The organism is Cupriavidus sp. 05T313 (genome assembly GCF_056396665.1).
Genome location: NZ_JBFTLX010000048.1, coordinates 25,936 through 45,963, shown reverse-complemented (window position 1 = coordinate 45,963; position 20,028 = coordinate 25,936). Strand labels below are relative to the sequence as shown.

General features: G+C 66.3%; 23 protein-coding genes. 8 read left to right on the top strand and 15 right to left on the bottom strand.

What is annotated here, in order from left to right; translation table 11 throughout:
* Positions 1 to 221 precede the first annotated feature (221 nt).
* Positions 222 to 392 carry a hypothetical protein gene (locus AC1DKD_RS13575; RefSeq protein WP_441625266.1) on the bottom strand — a complete coding sequence of 57 codons (171 nt, stop codon included), beginning with the start codon at positions 390 to 392 and terminating at the stop codon, positions 222 to 224.
* Between the two features lie 507 nt (positions 393 to 899).
* Here AC1DKD_RS13575 and AC1DKD_RS13570 point away from each other — a divergent pair.
* A complete protein-coding gene (locus AC1DKD_RS13570) occupies positions 900 to 1,604 on the top strand; it encodes a response regulator (protein ID WP_441625264.1) in 705 nt (234 codons plus the stop codon).
* A gap of 104 nt (positions 1,605 to 1,708) precedes the next feature.
* Here the strand turns inward: AC1DKD_RS13570 and AC1DKD_RS13565 are convergent, their stop codons facing one another.
* Entirely contained in the window at positions 1,709 to 1,909 is a 201-nt protein-coding gene (locus tag AC1DKD_RS13565) for a hypothetical protein (RefSeq protein ID WP_441625262.1), read from the bottom strand.
* 154 nt (positions 1,910 to 2,063) lie between these two features.
* Here AC1DKD_RS13565 and AC1DKD_RS13560 point away from each other — a divergent pair, with 154 nt between their 5' ends.
* Positions 2,064 to 2,924, top strand: a complete 861-nt coding sequence (locus tag AC1DKD_RS13560; protein ID WP_477143369.1) for a transglutaminase-like domain-containing protein — start codon at positions 2,064 to 2,066, stop codon at positions 2,922 to 2,924.
* Positions 2,925 to 2,960: 36 nt separating this feature from the next.
* On the opposite strand, the gene AC1DKD_RS13555 is transcribed toward AC1DKD_RS13560, so the two are convergent.
* Positions 2,961 to 3,425, bottom strand: coding sequence for a GDP-mannose mannosyl hydrolase (locus AC1DKD_RS13555; RefSeq protein ID WP_441625258.1), 465 nt, complete (start codon positions 3,423 to 3,425; stop codon positions 2,961 to 2,963).
* A gap of 549 nt (positions 3,426 to 3,974) precedes the next feature.
* Here AC1DKD_RS13555 and AC1DKD_RS13550 point away from each other — a divergent pair.
* Positions 3,975 to 4,166, top strand: coding sequence for a hypothetical protein (locus AC1DKD_RS13550; RefSeq protein ID WP_441625256.1), 192 nt, complete (start codon positions 3,975 to 3,977; stop codon positions 4,164 to 4,166).
* A 502-nt stretch (positions 4,167 to 4,668) separates the two neighbouring features.
* Complete coding sequence (locus tag AC1DKD_RS13545; RefSeq protein ID WP_441625254.1) at positions 4,669 to 5,439, top strand: SDR family NAD(P)-dependent oxidoreductase; 771 nt, start codon at positions 4,669 to 4,671, stop codon at positions 5,437 to 5,439.
* Positions 5,440 to 5,493: 54 nt separating this feature from the next.
* Here the strand turns inward: AC1DKD_RS13545 and AC1DKD_RS13540 are convergent, their stop codons facing one another.
* The 5 genes from AC1DKD_RS13540 to AC1DKD_RS13520 form a co-directional block, all read right to left on the bottom strand.
* Entirely contained in the window at positions 5,494 to 5,943 is a 450-nt protein-coding gene (locus AC1DKD_RS13540) for an NUDIX hydrolase (protein ID WP_441625252.1), read from the bottom strand.
* 119 nt (positions 5,944 to 6,062) lie between these two features.
* The gene (locus tag AC1DKD_RS13535; RefSeq protein ID WP_441625250.1) at positions 6,063 to 6,659 is read right to left on the bottom strand and encodes a hypothetical protein; all 597 of its coding nucleotides are present in this window, start codon (positions 6,657 to 6,659) and stop codon (positions 6,063 to 6,065) included.
* Between the two features lie 258 nt (positions 6,660 to 6,917).
* Positions 6,918 to 7,262, bottom strand: a complete 345-nt coding sequence (locus tag AC1DKD_RS13530) for a VOC family protein (protein ID WP_441625248.1) — start codon at positions 7,260 to 7,262, stop codon at positions 6,918 to 6,920.
* 95 nt (positions 7,263 to 7,357) lie between these two features.
* Complete coding sequence (locus AC1DKD_RS13525) at positions 7,358 to 8,314, bottom strand: AraC family transcriptional regulator (protein ID WP_441625246.1); 957 nt, start codon at positions 8,312 to 8,314, stop codon at positions 7,358 to 7,360.
* A gap of 26 nt (positions 8,315 to 8,340) precedes the next feature.
* The gene (locus tag AC1DKD_RS13520; protein WP_441625244.1) at positions 8,341 to 9,243 is read right to left on the bottom strand and encodes a LysR family transcriptional regulator; all 903 of its coding nucleotides are present in this window, start codon (positions 9,241 to 9,243) and stop codon (positions 8,341 to 8,343) included.
* A 175-nt stretch (positions 9,244 to 9,418) separates the two neighbouring features.
* Between AC1DKD_RS13520 and AC1DKD_RS13515 the strand changes: the two genes are divergently transcribed.
* The 4 genes from AC1DKD_RS13515 to AC1DKD_RS13500 are packed head-to-tail and all read left to right on the top strand — an operon-like array spanning position 9,419 to position 13,378.
* Positions 9,419 to 10,417 carry a hydroxyacid dehydrogenase gene (locus AC1DKD_RS13515; protein ID WP_441625242.1) on the top strand — a complete coding sequence of 333 codons (999 nt, stop codon included), beginning with the start codon at positions 9,419 to 9,421 and terminating at the stop codon, positions 10,415 to 10,417.
* A 42-nt stretch (positions 10,418 to 10,459) separates the two neighbouring features.
* Complete coding sequence (locus tag AC1DKD_RS13510; RefSeq protein ID WP_441625240.1) at positions 10,460 to 11,176, top strand: RraA family protein; 717 nt, start codon at positions 10,460 to 10,462, stop codon at positions 11,174 to 11,176.
* 51 nt (positions 11,177 to 11,227) lie between these two features.
* A complete protein-coding gene (locus tag AC1DKD_RS13505) occupies positions 11,228 to 12,202 on the top strand; it encodes a Bug family tripartite tricarboxylate transporter substrate binding protein (protein WP_441625238.1) in 975 nt (324 codons plus the stop codon).
* 51 nt (positions 12,203 to 12,253) lie between these two features.
* Positions 12,254 to 13,378 carry an NAD(P)/FAD-dependent oxidoreductase gene (locus tag AC1DKD_RS13500; RefSeq protein WP_441625236.1) on the top strand — a complete coding sequence of 375 codons (1,125 nt, stop codon included), beginning with the start codon at positions 12,254 to 12,256 and terminating at the stop codon, positions 13,376 to 13,378.
* A 62-nt stretch (positions 13,379 to 13,440) separates the two neighbouring features.
* On the opposite strand, the gene AC1DKD_RS13495 is transcribed toward AC1DKD_RS13500, so the two are convergent.
* From AC1DKD_RS13495 to AC1DKD_RS13465, 7 genes are all read right to left on the bottom strand, one after another.
* The gene (locus AC1DKD_RS13495; protein WP_441625234.1) at positions 13,441 to 14,469 is read right to left on the bottom strand and encodes a LacI family DNA-binding transcriptional regulator; all 1,029 of its coding nucleotides are present in this window, start codon (positions 14,467 to 14,469) and stop codon (positions 13,441 to 13,443) included.
* A 127-nt stretch (positions 14,470 to 14,596) separates the two neighbouring features.
* Positions 14,597 to 15,580 (bottom strand): tripartite tricarboxylate transporter substrate binding protein, encoded by a 984-nt coding sequence (locus AC1DKD_RS13490; RefSeq protein WP_477143371.1) that lies wholly within the window; start codon positions 15,578 to 15,580, stop codon positions 14,597 to 14,599.
* A gap of 95 nt (positions 15,581 to 15,675) precedes the next feature.
* Positions 15,676 to 16,818, bottom strand: coding sequence for a porin (locus AC1DKD_RS13485; RefSeq protein WP_441625232.1), 1,143 nt, complete (start codon positions 16,816 to 16,818; stop codon positions 15,676 to 15,678).
* Positions 16,819 to 16,914: 96 nt separating this feature from the next.
* On the bottom strand, positions 16,915 to 17,253 hold the full coding sequence (locus tag AC1DKD_RS13480; protein WP_441625230.1) for a cupin domain-containing protein: 339 nt from the start codon (positions 17,251 to 17,253) through the stop codon (positions 16,915 to 16,917).
* Positions 17,250 to 18,227, bottom strand: a complete 978-nt coding sequence (locus AC1DKD_RS13475) for a quinone oxidoreductase family protein (RefSeq protein WP_441625228.1) — start codon at positions 18,225 to 18,227, stop codon at positions 17,250 to 17,252. The genes AC1DKD_RS13480 and AC1DKD_RS13475 overlap by 4 nt, the downstream gene beginning before the upstream one ends.
* A gap of 80 nt (positions 18,228 to 18,307) precedes the next feature.
* Positions 18,308 to 19,192, bottom strand: a complete 885-nt coding sequence (locus AC1DKD_RS13470; RefSeq protein WP_441625226.1) for a beta-keto acid cleavage family enzyme — start codon at positions 19,190 to 19,192, stop codon at positions 18,308 to 18,310.
* A 64-nt stretch (positions 19,193 to 19,256) separates the two neighbouring features.
* Positions 19,257 to 20,024, bottom strand: a complete 768-nt coding sequence (locus tag AC1DKD_RS13465; protein ID WP_441625224.1) for an SDR family NAD(P)-dependent oxidoreductase — start codon at positions 20,022 to 20,024, stop codon at positions 19,257 to 19,259.
* Positions 20,025 to 20,028 lie beyond the last annotated feature (4 nt).

Below are 20,028 nucleotides of genomic sequence, written 5' to 3'. Positions count from 1 at the left end.
ACCAGGCGGAGTGCCGGGTGATCGTCGACGACCAAGATAGTTGCCACTCGCATTCTCCCCAAAAAAAGCCAACAAGGAACTCACCTGCGCCGGGACACACCGATAATCAAAAGGTGGAGCGCGGATTATGTGGCGAATTTACGCTACAGCCGGCCAGAAATTTCCGAGCAAGTTATCGGAAATTTCCTAAAGAAGGGCTCCCGCAACCTCGAATCGCGCCTTCACAGCCAGGGCTCAGGCTGGACGTTCACTGATAAAAATGAATCGTGAATTGCGTTTAAGGAGAGAAAATCCTGCGCTGGACGCAGGCAGACCGCGATGCCAAAAAGGATCTCGCCGACTACTTCCGCGCTGAGTCCATCGTCGAAGTATGTTCTGCTTTCCTTGGTCACTCCCCCTCTTCTCCACGAGCACCCCGGAGCCCGGTCCCGCTTTTGCGTGGTCGGCACGAAACCCGGGTCTTGCCCGGACCGCCGAATGCTCCGAATCAAGCTGCTGAAAATTCCGCAAAAGACACAATATCCCCACTATCCCCTTGACCGTCGCCCGAGGCCGACCGCCACGGCATATTCCGCAGCGGCACGCCTGAAAGCGACCAATGACATGGATCACTGACATGGCGGGACGCAAAATGCGGAAATTTCGCAAACCAGCACCGTGCCGTCGGCGATACAGTCTGCAGTCACAAAACAGTACTTTCGCCGGCGCCCCGCGCCGCCATTGACCACCGTCAGCCGCACTGCCATTGGCGTAACGCGGCCTGGGCGGGAGAACACGGAAGCAAGCCATGAGCGATATCACCCCAATTTGCGCAACCGGGGCGCCGGAGCCACCCGCGCAGCTGGAACGGCTCGCGCGGCGCAAGCCATCCCGTCCGACGTACTCATGGATATGAGCCCATGCTGGCCGACGTCTCGCTCTCCAAATCCCGCATCGTCATCGCCGACGATCATCCCGTCATGCTGGTGGGCCTGCGCGGCTTGCTCGCGCAGTTTGAAAGCGTCGAAATCGCCGGCATTGCCCGGAACTCCACCGAGATCCTCGCGTTGCTCAGCCGGCAGCCCTGCGAGATCCTGCTGACCGACTATGCGATGCCAGGCGGCGCCCATGGCGATGGCCTGCACATGATCGAGTTCGTGCGCCGCCGCTACCCGGAACTGGCGATCCTGGTATTCACCATGCTGCACAACCCCGAGCAGATCAGCGAGCTGGTCGGCTTCGACCACTTGTCCGTGGTCAGCAAGCTCGACGACGCATCCCATATCCCGAAGGCGCTGGCACACCTGCTCGCCGGCGTGCGCTACCTGTCGCCGGCGATACAGCGGCTGCTGGACAGCATCGGCCCGCCCGCTGACCTGCGAGCCCGGTTCGGGCCGCTCAGCCCGCGCGAGGTCGAGGTGATCCGGCTTTACCTGTCCGGCATGTCCGTCAGCCAGATCGCGGTCAGCCTCGGGCGCAGCATCAAGACCATCAGTACGCAAAAAATGTCGGCCATGCGCCGGCTCGGGCTACGTGGCGACCTGGAACTCTATAACTACGCCGCTTCCATCGGCCTGCTCGGGCAGCACCACGCGCGCCGCCTGAACGCCACAACCCGGGAATAACGGCGCGCAATGATGCAGGCGAGCGCCCTGCCCCGCCGATACCCCGCCTCCAAACGCGCGCGAACGCCTCGAAGCCCTGCCCGGTGGCGAACGCGACGCCCGGGCTAGTTCGCCGGGACGCGAAGCGCCGCGCCACCGTCGGCACCGTCGGCACCGTCGGCACCGCGGTTCCGGTCCAACCGGTCCTTCGGCTCCGCCGACGCGGCCGCCGCCGCATGCATCTCGAACCCCGGCTCGGGAGACGGCACCGTGATGGTGCTCAGCAAGGACAGCGGACACCACCAAAGCGCTTTCAACGGATTCACTGGACTTTCCCCTGAGTGCCGGTGACCATGGTCGGGCACGATACACCGCTTAACGGCAGGAAGTGGCGATCCGTTGAACTTGTCACAAACTATTCTTCAAGCCAAGCGCCGGTTGTGCCGCGCGGAAAGCGCGGAAAAAAAGGAGGGACATCAAATGAACCGTCTTCGATACTCGGTCGACCTGTCCTACGAAGTCCTGGATGCCGAGGCGGACTTCCTCTTCAACATCGAAGCCGCCCGTACCGCCCGCCAGACGGTCGTTTCCGAGCGCCTGACGCTACCGCCCGTGCTGCGCATGGATCACTACAACGACCCGATGCTATGCAACCGGCTGATCCGGCTGCGCGCGCCGAAGGGACATCTGGCCATTCACTATGAAGCCGTGGTCGATATCGACCATCGCCTCGACGAGCCATCGACCTTGTCGGAGGTCCCGGTCGCGCTACTGCCGTTCGAGGTGCTGCCTTACCTGGCGCCGAGCCGATACTGCGAATCCGACCGGCTGATGGAATTTGCCCTGCGGGAGTTCGGCGCCATTCCGTGGGGATACACCCGTATCGTCGCGATCCGGGAATGGGTGCGCAACCACGTGCGTTTCCTGTCAAAGTCCACCAACGAGCGCACCTCGGCCGTGGATACGATTGTCGAACGCACCGGTGTGTGCCGGGACTTTGCGCACCTGATGATTGCGATCTRCCGGGCCCTGAGCATTCCCGCGCGCATTTCCAGCAGCCTGGACTACGGCGCCGATCCCGCTCTCGGGCCGCCGGATTTCCATGCCTTTGTCGAAGTCTTCCTGTCGGGAAGATGGTACCTGGCCGATCCCTCCGGCACGTCCATTCCCACCGGCCTGCTGCGCATCGGCACGGGCCGGGACGCGGGAGAGATTCCTTTCGCGGCGATTTTCGGCAAGGTGGAATCCGAGCGGCCCTTCGTGCAGGTCCATGCGGTGACCGATGCGGCGCTCGGACTGGAGATGCCGCTTTTCACGGACTGGGGCATCTGTACCTGGTAGGACGGTTCTCCCCGGCCACGCCGCTTGCCGGGCCTGTCAGCGGAAATAGGCCTTGGTATATTCGTGCACATCGTCGCGGGCAAGCAGCTCGGCCGGCGCCATCCAGCAGTACGCGCTGTGCTGATCGGGCTGCCCTGGCGGCTTCCCGTCCGGCTCGCCACCCGGCAGGGTCCAGGCATAGGCAAGCACCACATAGTGCGTGGTAACGCCGGGTTCGCCGGCAAAGTTGTCCGCATAGTGATGTTCGAACACGCCGCGCGGGACTGCATCGCCACGCCTGGCCCCGGCGACGCCCAGTTCGTCCGCCACGATGCGGCGGAAGGCGGCGTCCAGGCCTTCGTCCTTGCGGATGCGCCCGCCCGGCACGAACCACACACCTTGCGCCGGCCGGTTACGGCGCCGGCCAAGCAGCACACGGCCGTGCGCATCGGTGACGAGCAGGTCGATCGAGACCAGCGGTGCATGGCGCACCACGAAGAAAAAATCCTTTCCGACGAGCATTGGGATCGGCTCCGAAATCGACAGGCAACATGCTGTTCCGCCGCGGAACAAGCCCGAAAGCTGTCGGCGCGACGCTGCCGGTGCAGAAAGACGCCTCGCCCACCGGGGGATAGGCGAGGCGCAAAGCGCGAACAGGTGGGTCAGACCTGCCCGCGACGTATGGAGCCTACCCGCGGCCGTGCGAATAGAACGTGGGCTAGCGCACCAGGCATTGCTGCGGCGATGTCACTGAGGATGGCAATGGCCTTGCCCGCACGGCCGGCAAGCTGGCTATCGGGGGCGGCGGCGCAAGCCGGCGGGCGCGGGCTCGTTGCCACGAAGCAACGCCAGACCCGCGTGCGCACGGCTTTGTGGCCGCTCCGGATGCATGGCCTGCGCAACGCTTATGGAAAAATCATAGGCAAAACAGACCCGGAGATGCGCCGCCACCGAACTAAAAATTTGCGTGCCGCTGCCGTTATTCCCTGAGCGGCGGGCTGCGCCACGCCGCATGTTGGCGCTGCCCGCGCCCGACAGCGCCATGGCGCCCACAGAAGTCCGAGTATCCCTATGCAAGACAATCTGCCACAGCTCGCCGCGCTATGCTGCACCTTTGCCGCCGTGCTCTGTACAGCACTCGCGATCCGGCGTGCCCGGAAACAGACCCGCGTCGATCACCGCATCTGCGACCTGGAACGGCTACTCCGCGAGCGCCTGCCAAAGCGGGACGACGCAGCGGCCGACACGCGCATCTTTGGCTAACGCCATGCATCTGCCGCGCTGCCCCGGAGGGGGCAAGGCACAAGCGAACGAGGACGAACCCGAGAACAGAGAGGAAAAATGGGGGCTATTCTCTATACGTTGTATCAACAAGAATACGTATGATCCGTCGCGTGACAAGTCGCAGTGCATAAGTTAATAGATCTGACAACTGGACCATGAGCGGTATTGCCGCCTGGAACGACTTGTTTGCCGATCTTCGCAGCGTGATCCAGCATGCCTACACAGGCCAGAGAGCCAACGGGGCAGGATCTACGAGGTGTGGATGTCGCGGGGTGTAAAAGGCCATTCTTCGGAATGGCTTTTTTTATTGCGCCAGGCGTCAGGCCGGCAGCCCTCGATGTCGGTAAAGCCGTGGAAAGGCGCCCGGCGCGCAGATTCGTCTCTTTGGACGACGCACGGGCGCACCGCGCTCGCGACACTGCTGCAGGTTCCCTGCCGGATCGCCGCAGGGAGGAACCCTGATCCTGGCTAAGGAAGCGTCGTGACCTACACAGCTTTTGACCTGACCGGAAAGGTTGCCCTCGTCACGGGCGGCAATAGTGGAATCGGACTCGGCATGGCCGATGCCATGGCGGCGGCCGGTGCCGATATCTCGATCTGGGGCACCAACGCCCGGAAAAATGCCGACGCGGCCGCGCGCCTGGCCGCGCACGGCCGCAGGGTGCACACGGCAGTTTGCGATGTGGGCGACGAGGCCGCGGTGCAAGCCGCCTTCGCCGAAACGGTCGCGACCCTGGGCCGCGTAGACGGCTGCTTTGCCAACGCGGGAATCGGCGCGCGCGGCGCCCGCTTCGAGACGCTCGGCACGGAAGACTGGCATCGCGTGCTGCGGGTCAACCTCGACGGGGCCTTCTTTACACTGCGCGCCGCCGCGCGGCACATGCTGGAACAAGGCGACGGCGGCGTGCTGGTTGGCACCGCGTCGGTGGCGGCCATCGAAGGGGCCGCGCGCAACCAGCACTATGCCGCCACCAAGGGCGGGTTGATATCGATGATGCGTGCGCTGGCCGTGGAGTACGCGCGCCACGGCATCCGCGCGCATTCCATCCTGCCGGGCTGGATCGCCACCGACATGACCGCCAGGGGGCAGGCGGATCCGGCGTTCCAGGAAATGGTAGGCAAGCGCGTGCCGATGCGCCGCTGGGGGGAGCCGGCCGACTTCGGCGGGATCGCCATCTATCTGATGAGCGCGGCATCCCGCTATCACACGGGCGATACGCTGGTCATCGATGGTGGCTATACCTTGTTCTGAGGGAAGAAGAGGTATCGGGGGACGCCGCTGCCGCACCCCCGATACGCATGGCGGCTAGAACCTTCCCGCGGCCTTCAGGATGCCAACCAGCCCTTCCGGCCATACGGTCTCGGTGGTCGAGGCCAACTCCGCCTGCGACCACCACTTGTGGTCCGCGATCACGCTCCTTTCATTGTCGGTCCAGTCGTCACGCGACAGCGCCTCGCCATTTGCCGCCACGACAAAATACCGCTCGACCGCCAGGACATGTTCTCCGTCAGGCAATTGCAGCGAGACCTCACGCGTGCTCACCGGCGCATCGACCGCGTCGACCCGGATCCCCGTCTCTTCGCGCAGTTCGCGAATCGCCGCCGCTTCGAAAGTCTCGCCGGCTTCCAGGCCTCCTCCGGGCGTAGCCCAATAGTCCTGGCCAGCCAGCGCCCCCTGCCGGTGGGTGAAACGAAACAGCAGCAGTCTTCGCGCCGGGCTGAGGACGAGAAGTCTTGCGGCAGGACGATGGCGCATTGCAGGCATCCGGTAACAGGTTCCGGCGGATTCTATGCGATTTTGCCAATCCGCCCCCATCCAGACGGCACGCCCGCTTCCTGCCGATACCTGCCAAGCCTTGCCGGCCTTAACTCGTGTCAACTCTGAAGCGCTCCCTCCAGGCAATCCTGCAAGCGCTCCGCATGGCCAGCGATCTTGTCGGCCTGATCGAGCCTGTTGATGATCCGCCGCGCATTCACGTAGTCCGTCTTGTCACCCGTGAGGTAGGCGGATAGCGTTTTCCCGGTGAATACACCTTCGCGCATCCCGATGGACATGATCCGATAGGCAGTCAGAGGATCCAGGACCCGCTCCGGGTCATCGACAAGCGAGGTGCCCAGTCCCAGACGCTTGCTCAGCTTTCCGTAGTTCCCGCGCCCGGTGATTTGCACGTAACCGCGGCCCTTGAACCGCAATCCGTCGCCGGCCTGCGTATTTCCAAGTGGTCCGGCCTTCGGCGGACGCTCGTACTGGAGAAAATACGAGTCCTTTCCGAACTCCGTGATGGGCTGCCAGCTATCCGCGCACTCGTGCTTCACGGTTGCCAGCATGTAGGCGACCCAGCGAACGTCCACGACGTCCGGATCGAGCTGCACGAAACCGAGGAGCCTGTCCAGGCCCGACAGCTTCGGCGCGGAGAGCGGCGCGAACGCCTGCTCATAGGCTGTGTAGAACGTCTGATGGTTGAACCACATACTTCGTCTATCATTTCCGCGGCGATTGCGCCAGGGGATTATAGGAGGTCGATGTATGCACGCCCCTCAGCCAAAAGAATGAACAACCCGGCAGCCGGGATATCGAACGCTGCCGCCATTTTTCCAGAACGAGGCGTCGGCCGGGGCCGTGGTTCAGCGCCGCGCAAGCGCGAGCGGGCGGCAAACGGCAGCCGGCACCTGACGTTCCGGTCCCGTAGCTGCGCCGCATGCAAATCCAGGTGCGCCAGCCGCGCGCTCCTACGCGGCCACGGACTGGTGCAAGCCGAATTTCACCCCTTGCGGATCGCGGCACATGCGGAACAGACCGAACCCGGGTTCACCGGGCCCGGCGTCATCGGCGTGACCGCCCAGGGCTTTCACCCTGGACACAGCGGCAAGCATGTCCGTCACCCGGAAAAAGACCAGCACCTGTGGCTCCGGATCATTGCCATGCAAGCCGACGCGGATCGACGGTGCCCGAAACCAGCCTTCACCGGCAAGCTCGGTGGGCTGGAAGGGCCAATCGAATAATTGGCGAAAAAAGTCCTGCGAGACGCGGGCATCCTGCCCGCCGATCTCAAGATAAGACACGCTGCCAGTCATATGGCACTCCTTGATCGCTGAAGTTGAATCCGGAGTATCTGGCCTGGCGGCGGATGCGGTCTGGAATAAAAATGACCTGCGTCCGCATGGACTATCTATGCATCCAGCAATGATGCGGGCTTCCCCGGCGCATCCGGGAACCCGGCCTGCGCATAAGCGGCTGGCGAGCATCCGGCAAACGCCTGGAATTCCCTGGTGAAATGACTCTGGTCGCTATAGCCGCATGCCGCGGCAACCTGGCTAAGCGCCATGCCCGGCGCCGAGGACATCAGGCCGTGGGCGCTGCCAAAACGAATGCACCGCGCCGCGGCCTTCGGACCCACGCCCAGGTGCCACTTGAAGCATGCCGCGAAGTGTCGTCCGCTCCATCCGATCCTGTCGCACAGTTGCCGGACCGGGACGCTCCCTTGCTCGCGCTCGAGTTCTTCCCATGCCCAGCGAAGCGCCGCGGGCACGGCCCTGCGGGGCGCCCCCAGGCGCCGCGCCAGGACCTGCTCGACGATCTCGAAACGCCGTTCCCATGCGGGCGCCCCATGCAGCGCCTCGGCCAGCAGGCCCGCCTCGCTGCCCCAGATGTCCGCGAGATCGACAACTCCGCCGGCAAGGACATCCGACGCGCCGTCAAACAGGCTGTAAGCCGCCCACGGCGGCAACTCGACTTCGACGCAGGACTGCGCGTCATCGTGCTCCACCGTGGTGGGCCCGGCTGGGTTGCCGACAACGAACGCCTGGTGGCGGCGCTGGTTCTTTCCCGCGCCAAGCAGGTAACCGGCGCCAAAGCCGATCACCACTTTGATGCGCGGACTGACCACTTCCACGCGCCGCACGGTTCGCCCCAGGTCTTCGCTGAAACCGGACAGCGTGCAGCCCCAGGAGCGCAAGCGCGCAAGGGGCGGGCCCGGCATGTACTGCCAGGACGACAAGGGCTGATCGCTCACAACCTCTCCCTCGGAATTCCAGCCGCGCATCGGACATCGCTCGCCGCGATGCGCGATGCGCGGGAAATAATGGTCCGGATAGCGCAGCCGGGCGAAAGCCGCAGTATGTTCCACTTTCCTCCCGCGCCCGCGCCGCCGTTCTAATCCACCTTGTTGAACAAGCTGCTCCCATGGTCATGCAGCAAGCCGATCAGGCGATCCGCCACCGGCGATAGCGGCACGTCCTTGCGATACGTCACACCAAAATTGCGCACCAGCGTGGCCGCCGCCAGGGGCACCTCTTGCAGTTGTCCGCCGCTTGCGCGCAAGGTGCGCCGCGAGACGAAGGTCAGCAATTCTGTGTCCGCCACCACGCGGGGAATCAGCGGGATCGAATTGGTCTCGATCTGCACCACGGGCCGGGGCAGGTCGCGCGACTCGAAGGCATGGTCCAGCCAGGTCCGGCTTGCCACCGCGCGGTTGGGCAGGGCCCATTGGCAAGCCGCGAGCGACTCCAGCGTGGCGCGCCGCGTCTTGAGGATCGGATGGCCCTTCGCTGCCGCGACGACCACGGTGTCCTTGAGCAGCGTCTCGCAGCGGAATTCCTCCTCCTCTTCCGGCACGAAGCCCAGCACAACGTCCAGACGCCCCTCGCGCAATTCGTCGCGTAGTTCGTAGTTGTTGCGGATCGTGAGCTGCAGCATCACGTCGGCGGCCTGCCGCAGCAGCATGCTGCAGATGCGGGGCAGCAGGTATTCCGCCCCAAGCGGGCCGCTGCCCAGCCGTACCGTGCCGGCTACCCCGCGCGCTATCGCGCTTACCTCGTCGCGCAACAGGTCGGCTTCCTGCAGCAGCAAGGTTGCGCGCGCCCGCAGCGCGATACCGGCCGCGCTGAGCTTCTGTCCCCTGCCATCGCGCTCGAACAACCCGGCGCCGAGCGACGCCTCCAGCCGGTCGATGGCCTTGGTGAGCGTCGGCTGGCTGCGGTGCACCAGTTCTGCCGCGCGCCGGAAGTTACCCGCGCTGGCYACGGCAAGGAAGTACTTGAGATCGCGGAGGTCCATGGAGTGCCTGGAGTCTGTGGGGTCTGTGGAGTGCGCTGCCGGGGGCAGCCTTGATTGATTACTAATATTTAACGAATTCCAAAAATTATAAGCTGGACGGAATCTGTCGTGAGGACAAGAATTCAGCACCGCATCGGCCGCACGCCGATTGTCCAATCGCCAGCTGACCATCTCCATGCCATATACCGTTTTCGTCACCGCTCCTCGCCTGGCCCCGGCCGGCGCCCGCCTGCTGCAAGCGGCCGGTTCGCGGATTCTCTATCTTGCCAATGCGGATGACGCTGGCGAGGTGGCGCGCATCCTCGCCACCGAACCGGTGGACGCCGTCATCTCCCGCACCGTCGCACTGAGCGGTGCGGCCATCGCGGCATGCCCCACGCTGAAGGTGATCTCCAAGCACGGCGTAGGCGTCAGCAACATCGATGTGGAAGCCGCAACCGCGCGCGGCATTCCCGTCTACGTCACGCCCGGTGCCAATGCCCCGTCGGTGGCCGAACTCACGCTCGGCCTGATGTTCGCGGCGGCGCGGCGCGTGGCGTGGATGGACCGGGAGATCCAGGCCGGCCGGTGGTCGCGCGCGCAGGACGGCATCGAGCTGCATGGCCGCACGCTGGGCCTGGTCGGCTTCGGGCAGGTCGCGCAACGGGTCGCCGGCGTATGCCTGGCGCTCGGCATGCCGGTGCTTGCCTTCGACCCGGCCCTGGCCGGGCACGCCAGCCCCGTGGAGGGCGTGGCCCTTGTCGGCACGCTCGATGCGCTCCTCGAAGCCAGCGACGTGCTGAGCCTGCACGTACCGCTGAACAGCCACACCCGCAACATGATCGGCGCGCCGCAGTTCGCGCGCATGCGGCACGGCGCCATCCTGCTCAATACGGCGCGCGGCGAAGTGGTCGACGAGCCGGCGCTGGTGCAGGCGCTGCAAAGCGGCCAGCTCTACGCAGCCGGACTGGACACCATGGCGGTCGAGCCCCTGCCCGCCGACAGCCCGTTGCGCGGCCTGGACAACATCGTCCTCACGCCCCATGTGGGCGGCTCCACGCCGGCCGCCCTGGCCGCGATGGCAAGCGGCGCCGCGCGCAATGTGCTCGGCTTCCTGCAGGGCACGCCGCCCGCGGCCACCGCCTGCGTCAATCCGCAGGTGCTGGACGGCGCCCCGGATGCCCTCAGCGCGTGACAGCGCGCCCCCAACCGACAGCAAGACACGAAGGAGACCTGGATGAGCAACGAAGCAAGCAGCACCGAAGCCGGCAACAAGGCATGGCCCGCGGGCTACCGCATCAACCCCTGCGCCGCCGGCCCCGCGCCGGATCTCGTCGCCGCCTTCCGCGAAATGCCGGTGGCGGCGATCGGCGATGCCATGAGCCGCAATATCGGCACCATCGGCCTGCGCCCCTATCACAGCCGGCCGGACACCGTCCTGTGCGGGCCGGCCGTCACCGTGCGCGTGCGCCCCGGCGACAACCTGATGATCCACAAGGCGCTGATGATGGTCCGCCCCGGCGATGTGCTGGTGATCGACGGCGGAGGCGACGTCACACAGGCGCTGGTCGGCGGCCTGATGCGCACCACTTGCCTGGCCAGACAGCTCGGCGGGCTGGTGATCGATGGCGCGGTGCGCGACGTACTCGAATGGGCGGAAGACGGCATGCCCATCTTCGCGCGCGGCAACACCCACCGCGGCCCGAGCAAGGACGGCCCCGGCGAGATCAACGTGCCGGTCTCGTGCGCGGGCATGGCCGTGCTGCCGGGCGACCTGATCGTGGGCGACGCGGACGGCGTGATCGCCGTGCCCGCCGCGGAGGCCGCCGAGATCCTGCAGCGCACCGGCGCCCACCTGCAGAAGGAAGCGCGGATTCGCGCCGACAACGCCGCCGGCACCTCGGACCCCGAACGGTTCGACGCGGCGCTGCGCGCCAAGGGACTGCCGGTCTGAATCCGGCGCGGCACCGCCCGCGCGGGTGCCAAGAAAAACAGGAGACAAAACATGCAACGACGCCATTTCCTCCAGGCCACCGCCGCCATGGCGCTGGCCACCGCCGGCATCGCCCGTGCGCAAGGCACGTGGCCACAGAAACCCATCCGGCTGGTGGTGCCGTTCCCGCCCGGCGGCGGCACCGACACCACCTCGCGGCTGGTCGCCGAGAAGCTGACCCTGACCGACCACTGGACGCTGGTGGTGGACAACAAACCCGGCGCGGGCGGCAATATCGGCCTGGACGCGGTGGCCAGATCGGCGCCGGACGGCTACACCATTGGCATGGGCCAGGCCGCCAACCTGGCGATCAACCCCGCGCTGTACCCGAAGATGCCGTTCGATCCCCTGAAGGATTTCACGCCGGTCGCCGGCGTGGCGGAACAGCCCGTGGTGCTGGTGGTGCGCCAAGACTCGCCGCTGCGCACGCTGGCCGACTTCGTCAAGGCGGCCAGGGCGCGCAACGGCGATATGGGCATCGCCCAGGCCGGCAACGGCACCGTGGGCCACCTGGCCGGCGAGATGCTGGCGCGGCGCGCCGGCGTGCGTGTGCTGCAGGTGCCGTACAAGGGCGCCGGCCCGGCCATGACCGACCTGCTCGGCGGCCAGGTGGACACTTACTTTGGCAACACCGTTTCCGTGATGCCGCAGTTGTCGGCCGGCAAGATCCGCGCGCTGGCTGTGACCTCGGCGAAGCGCCTGCCTTCCCTGCCCGCAGTGCCGACGGTGGCCGAACAAGGATTCGCAGGCTTCGAGGCCACCACGTGGCTGGGCCTGGTCGGCCCCGCCGGCTTGCCCGCCAATGTCACCGAGCGGCTGGGCGCGGCGACCATCAGGGTGCTGGCGCGCCCGGACGTGCAACAGAAGCTGGCGCAGGAAGGCAGCGTGCCGACGCCGCAGACCGCGGCGCAGTTCGCCGCGCACATTCGTGCCGAGCACGCCAAATGGGGCGCGCTGATCCGCGAAGCGCAGATCAGGCTGACCTGAGACGCCAGACGGAAAGCAAGCCCAACCTTCTTCAACCGGAGTTTCTGCAAAATGGAAAGCGTTGACTGCGCCGTCATCGGCGCTGGCGTGGTGGGACTCGCCATCGCCCGCACCCTGTCCGCCGCCGGCCGCGAAGTGGTCATCCTGGAGGCGGAGAACGCCTTCGGCACCCACACCAGCGCGCGCAATTCGGAAGTCATTCATGCGGGCATCTCGTATGCGCCGGGCTCGCTCAAGGGCAGGCTTTGCGTGGCCGGCAAGGCGGCGCTGTACGACTACTGCGCCGAGCGCGGGATCGGTTACCAGCGCATTGGCAAGCTGATCGTCGCGGTACAGGAAGCCGACCTTCCCGAACTGCACAACTACGTGGAGCTAGGCGCGGCCCAGGGTGTCACCGACCTGCGCATCATCGGCGCCGCCGAGGCGCGCGCCCTGGAGCCGGAAGTGGCTTGCGCGGGGGCCTTGCTGTCACCGTCGACCGGCATCGTCGACAGCCACGGCCTGATGCTGGCCTACCTGGGCGACGCAGAACGCCATGGCGCTGCGCTGGCACTGAGTAGTCCGGTGCTGGCAGGACAGCCAACCCCGGATGGCATCGTTCTGAAGGTGGGCGGCGCCGAACCAACGGAATTGCTGTGCGGCACCGTCATCAACGCGGCTGGCCTTGGCGCGCAGCGAGTGGCAACGGCCATCGCGGGCATGCCGGCCGACAAGATCCCGCCGCTCTATCACGCCATCGGCCACTACTTCACGCTGGGCCGCCCATCGCCCTTCCAGCGCCTGGTCTATCCCGCCGGCCGCGCAGGCGCGCTGCGCGCGCACGTAACGCTGGACCTGGGCGGGCAGTGCAAATTCGGCCCGGACCTGGACTGGCGCGACGGCGTGGACTACCGCTTCGACGCCTCGCGCGAAGCCGCGTTCTACCACGCCGTGCGCCGCTACTACCCCGGCCTGCGCGATGGCGACCTGCAACCCGGCTATACGGGCATCCGCCCCCGCCTGGCCGGCCCGGGGTCGTCAATGCACAACAGCGCCACCGACTTCATCGTGCAAGACGAGCGCGAGCATGGCATTCCGGGCCTGCTCAACCTGTTTGGCATCGAGTCGCCGGGGCTGAGCGCATCGCTGGCCATCGGTGGTTACGTCGGGCAACGGGTGGCCGCGCTGACGCCCTGATTGCCGGCCACGCTGGCAGGTTGCCATGGCGCCGCTGGGCGAGTAAACCTGACTGACTGCGGTCAGGCCGCCGGCGGCGCCGTCGAGCCGCGAACGATCAGCTCCGGGCACAGCACCACGCTGGCCGCCTCGGCGCCTGCGCCTTTGATGCGCGCCAGCAGCAAGGTGGCAGCCTTCGCCCCCATTTCGTGCACCGCGATGCGGATCGTGGTGAGCGGCGGCGTGAGTGCATCCACGAACGGCATATCGTTGTGGCCAACCACCGAGACCCGGCCAGGGCAGGCGATCCCCGCTTCGCGGAAATAGTCGTAGCATCCCAGCGCCACCAGGTCGTTGCCGGCGGCGATCGCAGTCAGGGCGGGAAACTGCGCGAGCAGCGCCTGGCATGCCTCGCGGCCCGCTTCGCGGCCGTAGTTCGCCGCTTCCACGATCATCCATTCGCTCTTGCGCAGCTTGTGCTTGCGCACCGCTTCGATAAAGCCCAGCTTGCGCTGGTGCCCGGTGGACAACGAGTCCGGACCGGCGATATGGCCGATACGGCGATGGCCCAGCGCAAGGAGGTGATCCACCGCCAGCCGCATCCCCACCATGTTGTCGCTGACCACGCAGGGCACCCTGCCGAGATCCTCCCCGCGATTGACCATGACTACGGGGATGTTCTGCTTGACGCAGTAATCCAGGACGGGATCCTCGCGCTCGGCGGTGGCGAGGATCAGGCCATCGACCTGGCGCCCGAGCATCTGGTCGATGACGAAGCGCTGCCGCGCCTTGTCGGCGCCGACATTGACCACGATGGGCACATAGCCTTGGGAGGCCAGCACGCCTTCGAGCCCGGCGAGGATGGGCGGAAATACCGGATTGGCAATATCCGGCAGCACCACGCCGATCAGTCCGGAGCGCTTGGTGCGCAAGCCGGCGGCGATGCGGTTCGGCCGGAAGCCAAGCTCATCCGCCATGCGCAGGATGCGCTCCGCCACCTCGTCCGCGACCAGGTGCCGGGTGGACGCATTCATCACCCGGGAGACAGTGGAGTAATGGACATCCGCCTTCGCCGCCAGGTCCTTGAGGGTAATGCGCTTACGCTGGTCCATGACGGCAGGCTGGGGGGTGCGGTGAATGAGAACATGCCATTTTATGCGAAGACGGCCGAACCGCCCTCCATCCCAGGCCGCCGTGGCCACGCGCGCTTGCGCGTRGCCACCTCAGCTTGCCGGCGCCCTACTGGCCAGCCTGCACGCCCGACTGCCTGACCACCGGCGCCAGCTTGRCGATCTCCGCCTTGATGTAGCGCTCGAACTCCTGCGGCGTGGACGTACGCGGCTCCGCCCCTTGCACCAGCAGGCGCTCGCGCACCGCCGGCGTGCCTAGCGCTTTCGCGATTTCGCCATTCAGCGCCGTGACGATTTCCTTCGGCGTACCGGCAGGCGCCAGCACGCCGAACCAGGACTCGAATGCATAGCCGGGCAGGCCCGACTCCGCCACGGTCGGGATGTCCGGCAGCGAGGTTGCCCGCCGGGGCGTGGTGACCGCCAGCGCCTTGAGCTTGCCCTGGCGCACGAACGGCATCGCCGAGACCGTGGGCGCGAACATCAGGTCGACGCGGCCCGCCATGACATCGGTCAGCGCCTCGCCCGTGCCCTTGTAAGGGATGTGCGCGATGTCCACACCAGCCTCCATCTTGAACAGCTCGCCGCTCAGGTGGGTCGAACTGCCGGAGCCGGCCGAGTCGAAGTTCATGGCGCCCGGCTTCGCCTTGGCGGCCGCCACCACGTCCTTGACCGAGCCCAGCTTGCTGGCGCCGTTGACCACCAGCACGTTGGGCACCGTCGCCACCAGCGTCACCGGGGCGAAGTCCTTGACGGTGTCGTAGGGCAGCCTGGGATACAGCGTGGCGTTGATGGCATGCCCGACCGACACCAGGATCAGGGTGTAGCCATCGGGCGCCGCCTTGGCGACCAGCGCGGCGCCAAGCGTGCCGCCGGCACCGGGCCGGTTCTCCACAATCATCTGGTAACCGCCGGATTCGCCCAGCCTGGTGCTGACGATGCGGGCGAGGATATCGGTGGCGCTGCCCGATGAGAATGGCACCACCAGCCGGATGGGTTTGGTGGGGTACCTGGCCGGCTGGGCATGTGCCTGCCCGGAAGCGCCCGGCAGGGCGAACGCACCCGCCACGCCGGCCGCGGCGGCGGCGCGTATCAAGCTCTTTCGAATCACGTTTGTCTCCTCCACCGCCTCTTGGCCGGCCGGATCGCAATCCGGCCGCGGTTGGGCGGTGCGATGGTCAGGTTCGAGGGTTAGAAGTAATGGCGCATGCCAAGCGCGAAAGTTTGCGGATCGGCCCCCGCGGACACCCCTAGACCGTTGATGGCGAAATCGTAGATGGCGTTTTTCTTGTTATTGATGCGGCTGTAGTAGGTAAAGAGCGCGGTGCGTTTGGACAGCGGATAGTCGTAGCCGATCGTGATCTGTGTTGCGCCGGTATCCGCGCCGCTGCTGATGGACCCCACCGTCTCGGTGGCGTTGCCAGCACCGTTGCTTGCCAAGGTGAAGCCCAGTCTTATGCTGCCCGGCCCGAGCTTTTGCACCACCGAGGTGTAGTAGCCGTTGCGCGTCAGGTCGCCCGTGGCGGTGCGGTAGTGCAGCCGTTCGTAGACCGCCGCGATCCTGGTGGTCGGGAACTGGTACGACACCCCGACCTTGATGGCGTCGTCGTTGCGGCCGGCAGTCTGGTAATGCTGGTGCAGTTCGTAGGCCAGCGCCACATTGAGCGGCCCGCGGTCATAGGTCGCGGCGAACGAATACAGCGCCGGGTTACGCGGCGTCGTGAGCTTTTCCTCGGGCACGCCCCAGCCCACCCCTCCGCGCAAGCCGTTCCATTCGGCGCTGCGGTACTGCACGATGTTCTGCTGCCGGCGGTCGAAGGAGCTGGTGTTCTGGATGTTGTTCGTGGTCGATGCCGCGCCGTTGCTGATCAGGGCCATATACCCGGCCGTGGTCGGGTAATAGGGATCGTATTCCATGGTGGCTTCGGTGTACGGCGTGGTCCAGTGCCCCATGAAGAAGGTCCCGTAGCTGCCGGTCAGGCCAATGCGCGAGTTCCGTCCCGCAATCTGCCCGGTCCCGTTGTCAAGCGACAGGTTGCTTTCGATCTGCCAGATTGCCTTTAGTGTTCCGCCGAGTCCTTCCTCTCCCCGCAGGCCGAAGACCGACCGGTTATTGGTCAGCCGTCCCACGCCGCCCAGCGAAGTACCGTCCATAGCGGTGCTGGCACGCGAATACTCGATGCTGGTATTCAGACGCCCATAGATCGTCACCGAGGATTGCGCGTACACCGGAGCGCATGCCACCGCAACCAGCGCCAGCCACCGGTGCCCGGCAGCGCCTGTGCCACAACCCTTGCCTGCATCCTCCCACCCACGCCTCCAGGCTTCTTCCATGTTCCCTCCCCTTGGTACGGGATCGCAACGCTCGATTCACCACGTCAATTTGAAGCATGTGCAAACGTTTGCATTCAAACTAAAAAATCTGCGGGATCATGGCGGACAGGGCATGGCCAGCAGCAGCATGGCAGGACGGTTGCCCGGATTCTCCACCTTGCGGGCTTCGCCCGGCGCAAGCCGCACCGAGTCGTATTGCGCCAGTCGCACAACCTCCGTCCCGCTGCTGATGGTCACCTCTCCCTCCAGCACCACGTAGTGTTTTTCCAGGGGCGAAGCATCCAGCCCGGTATGGCCGCCCGGCAGGATGACCGAGACGCCTAACCAGAGCGACTCGGACGGCCCTGCCTCGTGGCCCTGCAGGCGCAGGCAGCGCATGCCCTCATGCCGGGGCGGAAAATACGCCGGCGCCGTGGCGAAACGCGTCGTGTTCACGGCGTCAGCACCACGCGTTCCCGGGCGCCCTGCAACACGGCGCGATACGCGTCGGCAGCACTGGCCAGCGGAAAGGTGTAGTCGGCGCGCACCGGGAAGGGCTTGAGCTGCTCTTCCGCGAACATCGGGGCGAGCTGATCGAAGACCGCCGCGCATGCGATGCTGTCCATCGCCAGCGTATCGATGCCCACATAGGTATGCTGGCCGCGGTAGAAGGCAAAGATGTCGAACGGCACGGCGCGGTCGATGGTCGAGATGAAGATCTGCGCGGCGCCGGTCGCCATGGCCTTGTTGGCCTGCTCGAAGTATGGGCTGCCGACCGTGTTGTAGACGATATCGGCCCCGTGGCCGTCGGTTTCTTCCCGCACCAGCTCGGCGATGTTGTCGCGGCTGGCATCCATTATGCGCACCGTGCTGCTTGCGTGGCCACGATACGGGCCGGCCTCTCGCTCCACGGCGAATACATGAGCGCCCAGCGCGGTGGCAATCTGGATGGTGGCCTGGCCAACCTTGCCGTTGCCGCCGCAGACCAGCACCACGCTGCCCGCCTTCGGCAAGCCGGCGCGCCGCAGGCCTTCGTAGGCGGTCACGAACGGGACGCCGACCGCGCCGGCTTCCCGCAGCGTGACGTTGGCAGGCTTCTCGCGCACCGCGGCGGCGTCCAGCGTCAGGTAACGGCTATGCGTGCCGTCGCGGCGAATGCCAAGCTCGCCGCCGCTGCCCCAGACTTCCTTGCCCAGCAGGTGCGCGGGACCGTCCACCACCACGCCGGCGTAGTCGCGGCCAGGCACGCGCGGCCACACGGCGTGCGGCATCAGTCCCAGCGTGGCCTTGACGTCGCTCGGGTTGACGCCGGCACTGGCCACCTCGATGACGCACTGGCCGGCAGCGGCGGCTGGCTTGGGAATGCCGACGAATTCGAGCCGCAGCTCGTCGATGTTCGCGGCCTTGCGGGAAACGCGGATAGTGTTCATCTTGTCGTGCACCTGGTTACGTTTGTAGGTAGTTGTGTTGTCAATATGAAGGAGCGCCGCTGGCAGGATTGCCTTCGCGCTCATGCCGCCCGCAGGCCGAGCGTGGCCCGGGCCTCGCGCGGCGACGCGATTGCGCCGCCCAGCGACGCGATGATGTCCCGCGCCTTGGCGACCAGCGCGGCGTTGTCCGGCGCGAGCACGCCCTTCTCCAGGTAGATGTTGTCTTCCAGGCCGACCCGGACATGCCCTCCCGCCAGCCACGACTGCGCCACGATCGGAAACTCCGCGCGCCCGATGCCGAAGGCCGACCAGTGCGCGCCCGGCGGCAGCATGTTGCGGGCATAGAACAGGGTTTCCGGCGTGGCCGCGAAACCGTATTTCACGCCGAGCACGAAGGTCCAGAGGCCGGGACCGTCCAGCACGCCGTCCTTGATGAAGTCGCGCGCCATGTGGAGGTCGCCGGAGTCGAAGATCTCAAGCTCAGGCATGACCCCCGCGCTGCGGATGACGGCCGCCATCTTGCGTACGTTCTTCGGCGTGTTGATGACCACGTCGGGGCCGGAGTTCATGGTGTTGAGGTCCAGCGAACACACGTCGGGGCGCAACGCGGCAATATGCGCCACGCGCACCTCCGGACGAACCAGCGTGGTGCCGGCGGCGGCCCGGCGAGGCTCGTCGTCGTCCGGTACGAAGCGTCCGCCAGGGCCGGTGGTGAGGTTGATGATCAGCGCCTTGTTGCGCTTGCGGATCTCTTCGATGACCTCGGCGTAGTACTCGAGCGCCATCGATGGCCGGCCGGTCGCGGGATCGCGTACATGGATATGGGCGACGGCGGCGCCGGCCTCGGCTGCTTCCAGTGCCGCGGTGGCGATCTGCGCGGGCGTCACGGGTAAGCCGGGATGTTGCTCGGGGGTGACGATGTTGCCGGTGACGGCGCAGGTGATGATGGTATTTCTGCTGTGCATGGCGGACGGGTTGATGTCTCGAAAACGGGTTCTTTGCGCTTCGGTGCGGGCGAGCGCAGCCGAATCACCCAAGCTGGCGCCCGCCGTCGACCACGATGGTGGTGCCGGTGGCAAATCGCAGCGAAGTCGCGCAGGCAACAATGGCATCGGCCACATCGTCCGGCCTGCCGATGCGCTTGAGCGGCGTGGTCTTCGCCGCCCGCTCGTTGAAGGCGCTGTCGCGCCCCGGCACGAAATCCGTATCCACCACGCCGGGCGATACGTTGAGCACGCGGATCTCCGGCGCCAGCGCGCGGCCCAGCGAGACGGCCATCATGTCGAGCCCCGCCTTCACGGCGCAGTACGCGACATTGCTGCCCATGCCGGTGCGCCCGGCGATCGATCCCACGTTGACCACCAGCCCTTCCCCGGTGGCCTTCAGGTGCGGGGCCATCGCGCGGATCGCGGCGAACTGCCCGCGCCAGTTGACGGCGAACATCTGGTCGATGAGCGCGTCGTCCAGCATGTCCAGGTCACCGTGCGGGATCGCCCTGGTGAAGCCGGCGCTGTTGACCAGCATGTCGATGCGGCCGTACTTGCGCTGGACTTCATCGGCAAGGCGCGTGAGCGAGGCCGTGTCGCTGACCTCCGCCACGCCAGCATGGTGATTGCCCGCCGGCAGTCCGGCCACGGCGTGCGCGGCGGTCTCCGGCTTGCGGCTGACCAGCACGACACTGGCACCGAGGCTTGCCAGCTTGTGCGCCGTGGCCATGCCGATGCCGCCCGTACCGCCAAGGATGACGGCGACCTTGCCGGCAAGCTGCGGCATCACCGCTTGATCTGAAATTGCCATATTG

Coding starts and splice junctions, on each gene's coding strand:
- AC1DKD_RS13515 (WP_441625242.1), top strand. CDS start 9,419: ATGCCATATACCGTTTTCGTCACCGCTCCTCGCCTGGCCCCGGCCGGC.
- AC1DKD_RS13570 (WP_441625264.1), top strand. CDS start 900: ATGCTGGCCGACGTCTCGCTCTCCAAATCCCGCATCGTCATCGCCGAC.
- AC1DKD_RS13485 (WP_441625232.1), bottom strand. CDS start 16,818: ATGGAAGAAGCCTGGAGGCGTGGGTGGGAGGATGCAGGCAAGGGTTGT.
- AC1DKD_RS13550 (WP_441625256.1), top strand. CDS start 3,975: ATGCAAGACAATCTGCCACAGCTCGCCGCGCTATGCTGCACCTTTGCC.
- AC1DKD_RS13465 (WP_441625224.1), bottom strand. CDS start 20,024: ATGGCAATTTCAGATCAAGCGGTGATGCCGCAGCTTGCCGGCAAGGTC.
- AC1DKD_RS13495 (WP_441625234.1), bottom strand. CDS start 14,469: ATGGACCAGCGTAAGCGCATTACCCTCAAGGACCTGGCGGCGAAGGCG.
- AC1DKD_RS13505 (WP_441625238.1), top strand. CDS start 11,228: ATGCAACGACGCCATTTCCTCCAGGCCACCGCCGCCATGGCGCTGGCC.
- AC1DKD_RS13510 (WP_441625240.1), top strand. CDS start 10,460: ATGAGCAACGAAGCAAGCAGCACCGAAGCCGGCAACAAGGCATGGCCC.
- AC1DKD_RS13540 (WP_441625252.1), bottom strand. CDS start 5,943: ATGCGCCATCGTCCTGCCGCAAGACTTCTCGTCCTCAGCCCGGCGCGA.
- AC1DKD_RS13500 (WP_441625236.1), top strand. CDS start 12,254: ATGGAAAGCGTTGACTGCGCCGTCATCGGCGCTGGCGTGGTGGGACTC.
- AC1DKD_RS13535 (WP_441625250.1), bottom strand. CDS start 6,659: ATGTGGTTCAACCATCAGACGTTCTACACAGCCTATGAGCAGGCGTTC.
- AC1DKD_RS13530 (WP_441625248.1), bottom strand. CDS start 7,262: ATGACTGGCAGCGTGTCTTATCTTGAGATCGGCGGGCAGGATGCCCGC.
- AC1DKD_RS13555 (WP_441625258.1), bottom strand. CDS start 3,425: ATGCTCGTCGGAAAGGATTTTTTCTTCGTGGTGCGCCATGCACCGCTG.
- AC1DKD_RS13475 (WP_441625228.1), bottom strand. CDS start 18,227: ATGAACACTATCCGCGTTTCCCGCAAGGCCGCGAACATCGACGAGCTG.
- AC1DKD_RS13470 (WP_441625226.1), bottom strand. CDS start 19,192: ATGCACAGCAGAAATACCATCATCACCTGCGCCGTCACCGGCAACATC.